Annotated in this window: 8 protein-coding genes and 1 other RNA gene; 3 read left to right on the top strand and 6 right to left on the bottom strand. The window is 60.6% G+C overall.

Annotated elements, in window-relative coordinates; all coding sequences use genetic code 11:
• Positions 1-163 precede the first annotated feature (163 nt).
• From ffs to J2Y86_RS27550, 6 genes are all read right to left on the bottom strand, one after another.
• An RNA gene (gene ffs / locus J2Y86_RS27575) (signal recognition particle sRNA small type) lies at positions 164-260 on the bottom strand.
• A 128-nt stretch (positions 261-388) separates the two neighbouring features.
• Positions 389-1552 carry a zinc-binding metallopeptidase family protein gene (locus J2Y86_RS27570; protein ID WP_253439005.1) on the bottom strand — a complete coding sequence of 388 codons (1164 nt, stop codon included), beginning with the start codon at positions 1550-1552 and terminating at the stop codon, positions 389-391.
• A gap of 229 nt (positions 1553-1781) precedes the next feature.
• A complete protein-coding gene (ligA, locus tag J2Y86_RS27565; RefSeq protein WP_253439002.1) occupies positions 1782-4139 on the bottom strand; it encodes an NAD-dependent DNA ligase LigA in 2358 nt (785 codons plus the stop codon).
• 139 nt (positions 4140-4278) lie between these two features.
• Positions 4279-5133, bottom strand: a complete 855-nt coding sequence (zipA, locus tag J2Y86_RS27560) for a cell division protein ZipA (RefSeq protein ID WP_109628880.1) — start codon at positions 5131-5133, stop codon at positions 4279-4281.
• A gap of 258 nt (positions 5134-5391) precedes the next feature.
• Positions 5392-8880: a chromosome segregation protein SMC gene (gene smc, locus J2Y86_RS27555; protein ID WP_253438999.1), complete on the bottom strand. Its 3489-nt coding sequence runs from the start codon at positions 8878-8880 to the stop codon at positions 5392-5394.
• Between the two features lie 2 nt (positions 8881-8882).
• Entirely contained in the window at positions 8883-9542 is a 660-nt protein-coding gene (locus tag J2Y86_RS27550) for a GntR family transcriptional regulator (protein ID WP_253440462.1), read from the bottom strand.
• Positions 9543-9810: 268 nt separating this feature from the next.
• Here J2Y86_RS27550 and xdhA point away from each other — a divergent pair, with 268 nt between their 5' ends.
• The 3 genes from xdhA (at position 9811) to xdhC (ending at position 14619) form a co-directional block, all read left to right on the top strand.
• Positions 9811-11265: a xanthine dehydrogenase small subunit gene (xdhA, locus tag J2Y86_RS27545; RefSeq protein ID WP_253438996.1), complete on the top strand. Its 1455-nt coding sequence runs from the start codon at positions 9811-9813 to the stop codon at positions 11263-11265.
• Positions 11258-13657 (top strand): xanthine dehydrogenase molybdopterin binding subunit, encoded by a 2400-nt coding sequence (gene xdhB, locus J2Y86_RS27540; RefSeq protein ID WP_253438993.1) that lies wholly within the window; start codon positions 11258-11260, stop codon positions 13655-13657. Before xdhA ends, xdhB begins: the two co-directional genes overlap by 8 nt.
• Before the next feature lie 116 nt (positions 13658-13773).
• The gene (xdhC, locus tag J2Y86_RS27535) at positions 13774-14619 is read left to right on the top strand and encodes a xanthine dehydrogenase accessory protein XdhC (protein WP_253438990.1); all 846 of its coding nucleotides are present in this window, start codon (positions 13774-13776) and stop codon (positions 14617-14619) included.

Genomic DNA, 14619 nt, shown 5'->3' with positions numbered 1-14619 from the left:
CCGACTTGTCGTGGTTCGACAGGTCGGCCTCCTTTTTTTTGCGCTCGTTTTCAAAAACGGAAACGACGAAAATCCACCCTGGACGAAATCCATGGCAGAGCAACAAGACGGTATTTTTTGATGAATAACGCGAGAGAAGGCTCGCGAGGCGTTATGGAGGCAATCCCACCAGCCACACCCCGGCACACAATGTTCCCGCTGTGGCTGCTTCCTTCCGGATCTGACCAGGTTCACGGGTAATCGTTGCGGGGGGACCGATGGGATCACCATAACGACGCTCACCTGACGGCGAGCCGCGCCATTGTACCTGTCTGAGACGAAGTTACAACCGTTCGGGTGGATTAAAAAACATGAACGGCTTCAAGGACATGCGATACGCCTGAAAATCTTATTGCGCCAACACCTCATCCGCCCTGCCACCCTCCTGCTGGATCACCAGGTGAATGAAGTGCAACTTGGCGATCACCGCCGGCGGCAAAACGAACGGATAGAAATCCGGTTGCCCCATGCTGCGCGACAGTTCGTTGAGCATGCCGGCCAGCTCGATCCAGGCATTGACGAAGGACAGGAACGCCGCGCCGCCGGGATGCTGCGGATCGTAGAGTGTTGTGGACGGAAAGGGCTGGTAGTCGAAATCCATTTCCCGCGCGCTCATGCCGAAACCGAGGGCAGTGTCCACCGCATCCATCATGTGCAGGTAGTGCGCCCAGGTTTCCGCCCAGTCTTCCCATGGATGCATGGTGGCGTAGGCGCTGACGAACTGTTGCTGCCAGTCGAGCGGCGCGCCTTGCTGGTAATGGCGATCAAGGGCATCGGCGTAACTCGCGCGCTCGTCACCAAACAGGTTGCGAAACGGCTCCAGCCACGGGCTGTCAGCGATCAGCCGATCCCAATAATAGTGCCCGACTTCATGACGGAAGTGCCCGAGCAATGTGCGATACGGTTCGTGCATTTGCACCCGGACCTGCTCGCGATGGGCGTCGTCGGCTTCCTTGATATCGAGGGTGATCAGGCCGTTGGCATGGCCGGTGGTCGGTGGTTTGCCTTCGAGGTCGACGCCAATGAAATCGAAGGCAAGGCCGGCCTCTTCGTCTACGGTTTTGGGGATGACCTGCAAACCCAGGCTGACCAACTGCGCAACCAGGCGACGCTTGGCAGTCTCGACCTTGCGCCAGCGTTCGTGATTTTCAGGAATCGTTAAATCGGGAATGGTGCGATTCAGGCTACAGGCGATACACAACCCATCATGGTCGTTGGCCGGTAACAGCCAGTTGCACGCGGCCGGGGAATCGAGATTGGCGCAGCGACGGAACACACCGGCGTCGGGATCGGCGTCGAGAATCCAGGTGTCCGCCTGCAAGCCGGGTTGCAGCGACGACAAACGACTGTGTTCAGGCTGATAACCCAACGCCGCCGAACACGCCAGGCACTGGCTGTTACGAAAGAACAGCGATTGCCCACAACGGCAATGCCAGACCTTGCTGTTGCGCGAACGCTCGCCGATGAAGGGGGCGGCAATACGCGAGCTGAGCTGTTCGAAGAAGCGGTGCATGGCGATCTCTCCCTGGGGCTTGCCAAGACTAGATCATTGCCGCGGGAAGATCGTTCCCACGATAAACACACTGGTGTGCATTGCTTTTGTGGCGAGGGGATTTATCCCCGTTGGGCTGCGCAGCAGCCCCAAATCCGGCGATTGCATTATCACAGACAGATTGCGGGCACCGGTTTTGCGACGACTGCGTCGCCGAACGGGGATAAATCCCCTCGCCACAGGTTTTGTGTCAGACCGGGATGCCGTGTGTTTTCAGGAAATCGACAAACGCTTCTTCATCGAGCACCTTCAACCCCAGCTCATTGGCCTTGGCCAACTTGGAACCGGCACCCGGCCCGGCCACCACGCAATGGGTCTTGGCCGACACAGACCCTGCCACCTTGGCCCCGAGGCTTTCGAGCTTGTCCTTGGCGACGTCACGGCTCATCAATTCCAGCGAGCCGGTCAGCACCCAGGTCTGCCCGGCCAGCGGCAGTCCTTCGACGACCTTCTTCTCGCTCTGCCAGTGCATGCCAAAATCGCGCAACTGCTTTTCGGCGGCTTCAGCGATCTGGCGATTGTCCGCAACTGCAAAAAACTCGCGGACCGAATTGGCCTGTTTCTCCGGCAGCGCCTGCCGCATGTCCAGCCAGTCAGCGCTGAACACGCCTTCCAGCGAACCGAACTTGTCCGCCAGTTTCTGCGCCCCGCCCGGTCCGACCGAAGGAATGTGCAACTTGTCGAGGAAACCGCCCAGCGTGGTGCTCGCCGCAAACTCGGCGCCCAGGTCGCCCTGATCCTGAATCTGCAAGCCATGCTTGAGCAGATCCGCGATCACCTGCCGGTTATGCGCATCTTCAAAGAAGCTGTGGATCTCGTGAGCCACTTCCAGGCCGACATCCGGCAAGTACGTGAGCACGTGCGGCAATGCCTGCTGAACCCGCTCCAGCGAGCCGAGAGAGCGCGCCAGCACCTTGGCCGTCTCCTCGCCGACATCGGGAATGCCGAGGGCGTAGATAAACCGCGCCAGGCTGGGTTTCTTGCTGTCTTCGATAGCGCTGAGCAATTTCTTGCTCGACAGCTCGGCAAACCCTTCCAGATCGACAATGTCGTCAAACTTCAGGGCATACAGATCGGCCGGCGAACTCACCAGGCCTTCATCGACCAGTTGCTCGACGCTTTTATCGCCCAGTCCCTCGATGTCCATCGCGCGACGCGAGACAAAATGAATGATTGCCTGCTTGAGCTGCGCACCGCAGGCCAGTCGCCCGACGCAGCGATACACCGCACCTTCACTGACGGTCTCGCGCCCCTTGCTGCGCTTGACCAGTTGCGTGCGTTCGACATGGGAACCACAGACCGGGCACTTCTCGGGAATCTGCACCGGACGCGCATCATCCGGACGGCGTTCCATGACCACTTGCACCACTTGCGGAATCACATCGCCCGCGCGGCGGATGATCACGGTGTCGCCAATCATCAGCCCCAGACGCGCGACCTCATCCATGTTGTGCAGCGTCGCGTTGGCCACGGTAACGCCTGCCACCTTGACCGGTTTCAAGCGCGCCACGGGCGTTACCGCACCGGTACGACCGACCTGGAATTCCACGTCGAGCAACTCGGTGAGTTCTTCCATGGCTGGAAATTTGTGGGCAATCGCCCAACGCGGCTCGCGAGCGCGGAAACCCAGTTCACGCTGGGAGGCGATGCTGTTGACCTTGAACACCACGCCGTCGATTTCATAGGCCAGCCCATTACGGCGCTCGCCGATGTCACGGTAGTAATCCAGGCACTCATCGATACCGTGCGCCAGTTTCAACTCGCGACTGATGGGCATGCCCCACGCCTGAAGCTGCTTCAGATTGCCGATGTGCGTGTCGGCAATGTCTGCCGAAACCTGGCCGATGCCGTAGCAGCAGAACTCCAGCGGGCGGTTGGCAGTGATCTTCGAATCCAGCTGTCGCAAACTGCCCGCCGCCGCGTTGCGCGGGTTGGCGAAGGTCTTGCCGCCGACTTCCAGTTGCGTGGCGTTGAGCCGTTCGAAACCCGCTTTGGACATGAACACTTCGCCGCGCACTTCGAGGGTCGCCGGCCAGCCGCTGCCTTGCAGCTTGAGCGGGATGTTGCGCACGGTGCGCACGTTGACGCTGATGTCTTCGCCGGTGGTGCCGTCGCCGCGAGTGGCGCCACGCACCAGCACACCGTCCTGATAAAGCAGGCTGACGGCCAGGCCGTCGAGCTTTGGCTCGCAGCTGTATTCCACCGCCGCCCCGCCGCCAAACAAGTCGCCGGCCGGCAGGTCGAGGCCTTCCGTCACGCGGCGATCGAACTCGCGCATGTCGGTTTCTTCGAAGGCGTTGCCGAGGCTGAGCATCGGCACTTCGTGGCGCACCTGAGTGAACGCCGACAGCGCCGCGCTGCCGACACGCTGGGTCGGCGAGTCGCTGGTGATAAGGTCGGGGTTGGCCGCTTCAAGGGCCTTGAGCTCATGGAACAACCGGTCGTATTCGGCGTCCGGAATGCTCGGCTCGTCCATCACGTGGTAGCGATAGTTGTGCTGATCCAGCTCAGCGCGCAGCTCTAGAATGCGGGTTTTGGCGGCGGTCATGGGTGTTCTCTCATAAAGCAAAAGAGCAGCCGAGGCTGCTCAATCTATACAAATCATTGTAGGAGCCAGGCTTGCCGGCGAAGGCGAATTTGAAATCGCCTTCGCCGGCAAGCCTGGCTCCTACAGGGTGTGGCCAATATCAGCGTTTCTGGGTCAGGGCGCGACGTTCGAATTCAACGATGCGCTGACGGTAATGCTCGATCGTCTGTGCAGTCAGTACGCTGCGCTGGTCATCCTTCAGTTCGCCGTTCAGCTCCTGGGACAATTTACGCGCCGCCGCCACCATCACGTCGAAAGCCTGCTTCGGATGACGCGGGCCTGGCAGACCGAGGAAGAAACTCACCGCCGGCGTGCTGAAGTGGTCGATGTCGTCCAGATCGAAGATGCCCGGCTTGACCGCATTGGCCATGGAGAACAGGACTTCGCCATTGCCGGCCATGCTTTCGTGGCGGTGGAAAATGTCCATCTCGCCGAAGCGCAGACCGCTTTCCAGAATGTTCTGCAACAGCGCCGGGCCCTTGAAGCCAGCGGCGTCGCGGCAGATCACGCTGATCACCAGCACTTCTTCGGCTTGCGGTTGTTCCTTGTCGCTCACCGACGGCGAGGACTTGGTGTCATCCGGGAAATCGTCGTCACGGCTGCTGAAGCTCGGGCCGCCGTCCAGATCCAGGCTGAGGTTCATGTCACCCTGGGAAGGTTCGCCGTGGCCACGCTTGCCACGCTTGGAGCCCGACTCACGCGGTTCACGGGCCGGCATGCTCACCGACGGCAGATCGTGCTCGTCCAGTTGCGGTTCCTTGTGGGTGTCCAGGACGCGGGGCGGGCCCAACAGCTCGGCGCTGGTGTCCTCGTCCGGCAAATTGGACAGACTCCGGTCAAGACGGAATTTCAGTTTTCCCTTGCCGCCGCGCATGCGACGCCAGCCATCGAAAAGAATACCGGCAATGACAATAATGCCGATGACGATCAGCCACTCGCGCAGACCGATTTCCATGTAATCCCGTGCCTCTATAAAAAATGCTGAAAAATAAGGGGTTTACAACTCGCAAACCGCTTTAAAACGTGGCGCCAACTCTATGTTCTGACAGGCGTTTTGCCCACGTATACGAAAAATTGACATTAAACTAGCACGACCAAAGGCAACTTTACACCGTCTGTCACAATGGCTTGCGCGAATATGTCGATTGGCCAGCAAGTAGAAGCGAGTAAAAAAGTCCTACAGACTAAAAATACCTGTCCTACAAGCGTGGGCTCAGGCATCCACCATCGCCATCGCCTCCTCGACATCCACTGCCACCAGACGCGAGCATCCCGGTTCGTGCATCGTCACCCCCATCAATTGATCGGCCATTTCCATGGCGATCTTGTTGTGGGTGATATAGATGAACTGCACCGTCTGCGACATCTCTTTCACCAGCCGTGCGTAGCGTCCAACGTTAGCGTCATCCAGTGGCGCATCCACTTCATCGAGCATGCAGAATGGCGCCGGGTTCAACTTGAAGATCGCAAAAACCAGGGCCAATGCGGTCAGGGCTTTTTCGCCGCCGGAGAGCAAATGGATGGTGCTGTTCTTCTTTCCGGGCGGCTGCGCCATGATCGTCACCCCTGTATCGAGTAGATCTTCGCCCGTCAGTTCCAAATAGGCGCGTCCTCCACCGAAAACTTTTGGGAAAAGCGCCTGTAAACCACCATTGATCTGATCAAAGGTATCTTTGAAGCGGTTGCGCGTTTCCTTGTCGATCTTGCGAATCACGTTCTCGAGCGTGTCGAGCGCTTCCACCAGATCGTCGTTCTGCGCATCCAGATAACGTTTACGCTCTGATTGTTGCTGATATTCGTCGATGGCCGCGAGGTTGATCGCACCGAGGCGCTGAATGCGTGCGGCAATGCGTTCGAGTTCCTCTTCGGCCTCCTTCTCGCTGGCCTCGGCCACCAGCGTGGCGAGCACGCCGTGCAGGTCGTAGCCGTCCTCCAGCAACTGATCTTCAAGCGTCTTGCGGCGCACGGTCAGGGCTTGCCATTCCATGCGCTGCGTTTCCATCTGGCCACGAATCAACTGCGATTGCTGCTCGGCCTGGTTGCGGCGTTTCTCGGCGTCACGCAGTTCACGGTCGGCGTCTTCAAGGGCAATCTGTGCGGTCTTGAGTTCTTCGTCGACGGTCATGCGCTTGTCGAGCAACTCTTCGAGCTTCAGGCGCAGCTCTTCCAGCGGTGCCTCGCCCTCCTCCAGATTGAGGCTCAGCTGTTCGCGTTTTTCAGTCAGACGCTCGGACTGCATTTCCAGCCGTTCCAGCGCCTGACGCGTCGAGTCGTGTTGCGCCTTGAGCGAACCCAGACGCACCGCCAGTTGATGCGCGTGGTCCTTGTGTTGCCGGGCTTCCTGACGCACGCGATCCAGCCGCTCGCGCAGGCTGTCGCGTTGGGCCAGCAGCAATTCGCGCTGCTCGGTGTCCAGCGCCATGGCGTCGAGGGCTTCCTGCAATTGCAGGCGCGCTTCGCCGATGTTTTCGTGTTCGAGCGCCCGTTGCTCACCCAGTTCGGTGAGTTCTTCGTCGAGGCGTGTACGACGCAATGTCAGCTGTTCGGCCTTGGCTTTACCGGCAGACAATTGAGCTTTCAATTCACCTTGCTGGCGCGCTTCGTCTTGCAGCAACCGGCGCAGATGTTCGCGACCGTTTTCCTGTTGACGCTGTTGCGCCCGCAGATTTTGCAGTTGGGTTTCCAGCGTTTCGACCGTGGCTTCACGCTCTTCACGCTCGACGGTCAGGTGCTGGATTTCCTGACCACGGGCGAGCACGCCGCTTTCTGCTTCGCTGGCGCGGCGCACACGCAAAAAGTGTCGACCGACCCAGTAACCGTCGCGGCTGATCAGGCTCTGACCGGCGCTCAACTGACCGCGCAGGGCCAAGGCCTGTTCGAGGCTTTCAACCGGTTTGACCTGCCCCAGCCAGGGCGACAGATCGATCTGTGCTTCGACCTTGTCGAGCAGGCTGCCGGGCACACGCACGCCATCGCTGGCGGGGCTGAGTAAACGTAAATCGCCCTGGGCAAAACCGGCCAGATCGAAATCGCCGAAATCATCCACCAGCACCGCTTGCAGATCGGCACCGAGCACGGTTTCCACCGCCAGCTCCCAACCGGCTTCCACTTTCAGGCCTTCGGCGAGTCGCGGACGGTCCGCCAGGTGTTGTTCGCGCAACCATTCGGCGGTGCCGGTGCCCGGATCGAGCGCGGCTTGCTGCAAGGCTTCAAGCGAGGCAAGACGGCCGTTGAGGCGCTGCAAATCACCCTGGGCCTGTTGCTGCGCCGACAGCGCTTGCTGCAACTCCTGACGCAGTTGCTCAAGGCGCTCGACCTGCGCCTCTTCACTGGCCTGCAAGTCTTCCAGCGTCGCTTCGCTGGCGGCGAGCTGCTCGCTGAGTTCCATGATCGCCGCGTCTTCCGGGTCCGCCGAAAGCAATGCGCGCTCTTCGCCCAGACGCTTCTGACGATCGGCCAAACGCTCCATGCTGGTTTCCAGCTGCTGGATCCGCGACTGCTGAACTTCGGATTGGCGACGCGGCTCGGCGGCGGTCAGGTTGAACGTGTCCCACTGCTCCTGCCAGCCATGCATGGTGGTTTCGGATTCTTCCAGCGCGGCGGCGGCTTCTTCAGCGGCGGCGCTGGTGACTTCCTGCTCCGGCGTGAGCATGTCCAGCTCTTCGCCGAGGGTCAGCAGCAACGTGCGGTCGTGGCCCAGATGCGATTCGGTTTCCAGACGCGCGCGCTCGGCTTCTTTCAAGTCGTCCTGCAACTGACGCAAACGTTGCTGGCCGTGCTGGATGCTCTGCTCGACCCGGGCGATGTCGCCGCCGACCGAATAGAAGCGCCCCTGCACCAGATTGAAGCGCTCGGACAGGTCATGGTGCCCGTCACGCAAGCGTTCGATGCTCGCATCGGCGTTGCGTTGCTCGGCCACCAGCGCTTCGAACGTGACTTCCTGAGTGCCGATGATCGCTTCGCGCTGGCCGACCTGCTCGTTCAGCGCCTGCCAGCGCAGGGCTGACAGTTGGGCCTTGAGCTGACGCTCCTCGCCTTTGTATTCCTGATACTTCTTGGCCGCCTCGGCCTGGCGGTGCAGGCGTTCGAGCTGACGCGTCAGCTCTTCGCGCAGGTCCGTCAGGCGTTCCAGGTTTTCGTGGGTGCGACGAATGCGGTTTTCGGTCTCGCGCCGGCGCTCCTTGTACTTGGAGATGCCCGCCGCTTCTTCGATAAAGTTGCGCAGGTCTTCGGGCTTGGACTCGATCAGCTTGGAGATCATCCCCTGCTCGATGATCGAGTAGCTGCGCGGGCCCAGGCCGGTACCGAGAAAGATATCGGTGATATCGCGGCGGCGGCATTTGGTGCCGTTGAGGTAATAAGTAGTCTGGCTGTCGCGCGTCACTTTGCGGCGAATGGAGATTTCCGCATAGGCGGCGTACTCGCCGAGCAAAGTGCCGTCGGAGTTATCGAACACCAGTTCGATGCTCGCCTGGCTCACCGGTTTTCGGCTGGTCGAACCATTGAAGATGACGTCGGTCATCGACTCGCCACGCAGGTTCTTGGCCGAGCTCTCGCCCATCACCCAGCGTACGGCGTCGATGATGTTCGATTTGCCGCAGCCATTGGGACCGACCACCGCCGCCATGTTACTGGGGAAGTTCACCGTGGTCGGATCGACGAAGGATTTGAACCCCGCCAGCTTGATGCACTTGAGCCGCACGCTTAAGCGTCCGTCAGGGCAGAAATCACCAGATCGCAACTGCGCTGGCAATACGCGGTCAGCACGGTGCGGATCTGCGCGTAGTCACGGGCGATCACGGCCGCCAGCAAGTGTTCGAACAGTTCCAGATACTCGCTCATCGAGGCCTTGCGCTGCTCCAGGGCGAGGAAATACGCACGGCTCATGGCCGGTTGCAGATTCTCGACGGTTTCCTGCAAGTACGGGTTGTTGGCAAACCCGTACGTGGCGCGCATCACATTGAAACTGTCGTCGACGAAGGCATGGATGTCCTGGCGCTCGTAGCTCGCGGTCAGGCGCTGCTGGATCTGCACGAACGGCGCCAGGTCGGCCTGGACTTTCCAGCCAGTGGCCACGGCATTGGCGAGCAGGATGTACATCTCGCCCATCAGCGCGCACAGGCTCTGCACCTTGTGTGCGGTGAGTTCGGTCACATGTGCGCCGCGTCGCGGCAGGATCGCGATCAGGTGGCGGCGCTCGAGGATCAGCAAGGCTTCACGGACCGAGCCGCGGCTGACATTGAGGGCCAGCGTGACCTTCTGTTCCTGGATGCGCTCCCCGGGCTTCATTTCGCCACGAATGATGCGTTCGGCGAGGTGGTGAGCGATTTGCTCGGCGAGGCTGTCCGGCGCCTTGAACGTCATGGTTGTCCCTTCAAACTCTTCGATCTGCACAAGCGGCGCAGTGTAGCGCACATGAAGGGTCATGGCGGAGTGCCCACTCGGCGGTTTTTGGCACGAATCCCGCAAAAAAGCAGGCAATCCCGCGAGGGTCAATAATGTAGGAACAGGTTGTTGATCGACAAAATGCTATTTCCTGACCTTTAAGTCAGAAAATCATTGACCCTAAAGTCAGACCTGATAAATTCGGTCCAAGTCGGTTAACAACAATAATGAGTCTGCGAGGCCTTCCGTGATCCAGTTTTTACTAAACCAGGAACTCCGTAGCGAGCACGCCCTGGACCCGAACCTGACCGTGCTCAACTATCTGCGCGACCATGTGGGCAAACCCGGCACCAAAGAAGGCTGCGCCAGCGGCGACTGTGGCGCGTGCACCGTGGTGGTCGGCGAGTTGCAAACGGATGACGATGGCCGCGAACACATTCGCTATCGCAGCCTCAACTCGTGCCTGACGTTCGTTTCGTCGTTGCACGGCAAACAACTGATCAGCGTCGAAGACCTCAAGCACCAGGGCGAGCTGCACAGCGTGCAGAAAGCCATGGTCGAGTGCCATGGCTCGCAGTGTGGCTTCTGCACCCCCGGTTTCGTGATGTCGCTGTTTGCACTGCAAAAGAACAGCGATCAACCAGATTCGCATAAAGCGCACGAAGCGCTGGCCGGCAACCTCTGCCGCTGCACCGGCTATCGGCCGATCCTCGCCGCCGCCGAGCAGTCCTGCTGCGGCCAGCAACCCGACCAGTTCGATGCTCGCGAAGCCGACACCATCGCCCGCCTGAAAGCCATCGCCCCCACCGATATCGGCGAACTCAACAGTGGCGACAAGCGCTGCCTGGTGCCGCTGACCGTCGCCGATCTGGCCGACCTCTACGACGCTTATCCGCAAGCCCGGCTGCTGGCCGGCGGTACGGACCTGGCGCTGGAAGTCACCCAGTTCCACCGCACCTTGCCGGTGATGATCTACGTCGGCAACGTCGCCGAGATGAAGCGCATCGAACGCTTTGACGATCGCCTGGAAATCGGCGCGGCGACCGCCCTCTCCGATTGCTATGAAGCCTTGAAGGCCGAGTACCCGGACTTCGGCGAACTGCTGCAACGCTTCGCGTCCTTGCAGATCCGCAACCAGGGCACCCTCGGCGGCAACATCGGCAATGCCTCGCCGATTGGTGATTCGCCTCCGCTGCTGATCGCCCTCGGCGCGCAAATCGTCCTGTGCAAAGGCGAGACCCGCCGCACCCTGGCACTGGAGGATTACTTCATCGATTACCGCGTCACTGCGCGCCAGGAAAGCGAGTTCATCGAGAAGATCATCGTGCCCCGTGCCAGTGCCGAACAGCTGTTCCGCGCCTACAAGGTGTCCAAGCGTCTGGACGATGACATTTCCGCCGTCTGCGCGGCCTTCAATCTGCGCCTTGAAAACGGTGTGATAGCTGATGCCCGCGTGGCATTTGGCGGCATGGCCGCCATCCCGAAACGCGCCGCCCACTGCGAAGCCGTGTTGCTCGGTTCACCGTTCAACCACGCCACCGTCGAACGCGCCTGCGCCGCACTGGCCGAAGACTTCACGCCGCTCTCGGACTTCCGCGCGAGCAAGGAATATCGCCTGCTCAGCGCGCAAAACCTGCTGCGCAAATACTTCATCGAACTGCAAACGCCGCACATCGAGACTCGGGTGACCGCTTATGTCTAACCATCACGCCGTAGAGAAGACCCAGGCCGAACTGGCTGAACTGTTCGCCAAGGACCTGACCACCTGTGTCGGCCGCAGCGTCAAGCACGACAGCGCCGCCAAGCATGTGTCCGGTGAAGCGCAGTACATCGACGATCGCCTGGAATTTCCGAACCAGCTGCACGTTTACGCCCGGCTGTCGGACCGTGCCCACGCGAAAATCATCAGCATCGACACCACGCCCTGCTACGCCTTTGAAGGCGTGCGCATCGCCATCACCCATGAAGACGTGCCCGGTTTGAAAGATATCGGGCCGTTGCTGCCGGGTGATCCGTTGCTGGCCATCGACACCGTGGAATTTGTTGGTCAACCGGTGATTGCCGTTGCGGCGAAAGACCTGGAAACCGCACGCAAAGCCGCGATGGCCGCGATCATCGAATACGAAGATCTGGAGCCGGTGCTGGACGTGGTCGAAGCCTTGCGCAAACGCCACTTCGTGCTCGACAGCCACACCCATCAGCGTGGCGATTCGGCCGGTGCCCTGGCCACCGCAGAACATCGTATTCAAGGCACGCTGCACATCGGCGGGCAGGAACACTTCTACCTCGAAACCCAGATCTCTTCGGTGATGCCGACTGAAGATGGCGGGATGATCGTCTACTGCTCGACCCAGAACCCAACCGAAGTGCAGAAACTGGTGGCCGAGGTGCTGGACGTTTCGATGAACAAAATCGTGGTCGACATGCGTCGCATGGGCGGTGGTTTCGGCGGCAAGGAAACCCAGGCGGCCAGTCCCGCGTGCCTGTGCGCGGTCATCGCGCACCTCACCGGTCAACCGACCAAGATGCGCTTGCCACGCGTCGAAGACATGCTGATGACCGGCAAGCGTCACCCCTTCTATGTCGAATATGACGTCGGTTTCGACAGCACCGGCCGCCTGCACGGCATCGCACTGGAATTGGCGGGGAACTGCGGTTGCTCGCCGGACTTGTCGGCGTCGATTGTCGACCGCGCGATGTTCCATGCCGACAACTCGTACTACCTGGGCGATGCGACCATCAACGGTCATCGCTGCAAGACCAACACCGCGTCGAACACCGCTTACCGGGGTTTCGGCGGCCCGCAAGGCATGGTCGCGATCGAAGAAGTGATGGACGCGATTGCCCGTCATCTGGCCCTCGATCCGCTGGCGGTGCGCAAGGCCAACTACTACGGCAAGACCGAGCGCAACGTCACCCATTACTACCAGACCGTCGAGCACAACATGCTCGAGGAAATGACCGCCGAACTGGAAGAAAGCAGCCAGTACGCCGAGCGCCGCGAAGCGATTCGTCGCTACAACGCCAACAGCCCGATCCTGAAAAAAGGCCTGGCACTGACCCCGGTTAAATTCGGTATTTCGTTCACGGCGAGTTTTCTCAATCAGGCGGGTGCACTGGTCCACGTCTACACCGACGGCAGCATCCACCTGAACCACGGCGGCACCGAAATGGGCCAGGGTTTGAACACCAAGGTTGCGCAGGTCGTGGCCGAAGTGTTCCAGGTGGAAATGGACCGGGTGCAAATCACCGCGACCAACACCGACAAGGTGCCGAACACTTCGCCGACCGCAGCGTCCAGTGGTGCCGACCTGAACGGCAAGGCTGCGCAGAACGCGGCGCAAATCATCAAGCAACGCCTGATCGAATTTGCTGCGCGCCAGTACAAGGTCAGCGAAGAAGACGTGGAATTCCACAACGGTCACGTGCGGGTCCGCGATCACATCCTGACTTTTGAAGCGCTGATCCAGCAGGCGTATTTCGCCCAGGTGTCGCTGTCGAGCACCGGGTTCTACAAGACCCCGAAAATCTTCTACGACCGCAGTCAGGCGCGGGGTCGGCCGTTCTACTACTACGCCTTCGGCGCGGCATGCTGCGAAGTGATCATTGACACCCTGACCGGCGAGTACAAGATGCTGCGCACCGACATCCTCCACGACGTCGGCGCCTCGCTGAACCCGGCGATCGACATCGGCCAGGTCGAGGGCGGCTTCATCCAGGGCATGGGCTGGCTGACGATGGAAGAGCTGGTCTGGAATGCCAAGGGCAAACTGATGACCAACGGCCCGGCGAGCTACAAGATCCCGGCCGTGGCGGACATGCCGCTGGACCTGCGGGTGAAGCTGGTGGAAAACCGCAAGAACCCGGAAGACACGGTGTTCCACTCCAAGGCAGTGGGCGAGCCGCCGTTCATGCTCGGCATCGCGTCGTGGTGTGCGATCAAGGATGCGGTGGCGAGTCTGGGCGACTACAAGCATCAACCGAAAATCGATGCACCGGCGACCCCGGAGCGGGTGTTGTGGGGCTGTGAGCAGATGCGGCAGTTGAAGGTGGCGAAGGCTGCCGAGGTTGAGCCGGAGTTGGCTTCACTCTAAATCCGAAGCGCGGCCTTCGCGAGCAAGCCCGCTCCCACTTTTGGAATGCATTCCCCTGTGGGAGCGGGCTTGCTCGCGAAGAGTCCCGAACAGACAACACAGATGTCGAGGTGAATATGTACAACTGGATCGACGCCCTCGCCGACCTGCAATCCCAGGGTGAACCCTGCGTGTTGGTGACCATCATCGAAGAGCTCGGCTCGACGCCGCGCAATGCCGGTTCGAAGATGGTCATCAGCGCCACTCAGAGCTTCGACACCATCGGTGGCGGGCATCTGGAATACAAGGCCATGCAGATCGGCCGCGACATGCTGGCCAGCGGCAAACAGGACACCCATCTGGAGCGTTTCAGCCTCGGCGCCAGCCTGGGCCAGTGCTGCGGCGGCGTGACGGTTTTGCTGTTCGAACCGATGGGCCAGGTCCAGGCGCAGATCGCCGTGTTCGGCGCCGGCCATGTCGGCCGGGCGCTGGTGCCGCTGCTCGCCAGCCTGCCCTGCCGGGTGCGCTGGATCGATTCGCGGGAAGACGAATTTCCCGAGCAGATCCCCCACGGCGTACGCAAGATCGTCGCCGAAGAACCCGTGGATGAAATCGATGACCTGCCCGCCGGCAGCTACTGCATCGTCATGACCCACAACCACCAGCTCGACCTCGAACTCACCGCCGCGATCCTCAAGCGCAACGACTTCGCCTACTTCGGCCTGATCGGTTCGAAGACCAAACGGGTGAAGTTCGAACATCGCCTGCGCGACCGCGGTTTTGACAGCAGCGTGCTGCAACGCATGCGCTGCCCGATGGGCCTCGGCGAAGTCAAAGGCAAGTTGCCTGTGGAAATCGCCATCTCCATCGCCGGCGAAATCATCGCCACCTATAACGCGAATTTCGGCCAGCACACCGCCAGCGCCGGATCATCGATTGCCAAACTGCTGCCTGCTTCACGCCGCAGCCAAGCCTCCAGTTGA

The organism is Pseudomonas migulae (assembly GCF_024169315.1).
Lineage (GTDB): Bacteria > Pseudomonadota > Gammaproteobacteria > Pseudomonadales > Pseudomonadaceae > Aquipseudomonas > Aquipseudomonas migulae_B.
Note: the sequence above shows the minus strand (reverse complement) of the source record. Positions and strands in the feature narration are given on the sequence as shown.

Coding starts and splice junctions, on each gene's coding strand:
- ligA (WP_253439002.1), bottom strand. CDS start 4,139: ATGACCGCCGCCAAAACCCGCATTCTAGAGCTGCGCGCTGAGCTGGAT.
- J2Y86_RS27550 (WP_253440462.1), bottom strand. CDS start 9,542: ATGACGTTCAAGGCGCCGGACAGCCTCGCCGAGCAAATCGCTCACCAC.
- J2Y86_RS27570 (WP_253439005.1), bottom strand. CDS start 1,552: ATGCACCGCTTCTTCGAACAGCTCAGCTCGCGTATTGCCGCCCCCTTC.
- xdhB (WP_253438993.1), top strand. CDS start 11,258: ATGTCTAACCATCACGCCGTAGAGAAGACCCAGGCCGAACTGGCTGAA.
- zipA (WP_109628880.1), bottom strand. CDS start 5,133: ATGGAAATCGGTCTGCGCGAGTGGCTGATCGTCATCGGCATTATTGTC.
- xdhC (WP_253438990.1), top strand. CDS start 13,774: ATGTACAACTGGATCGACGCCCTCGCCGACCTGCAATCCCAGGGTGAA.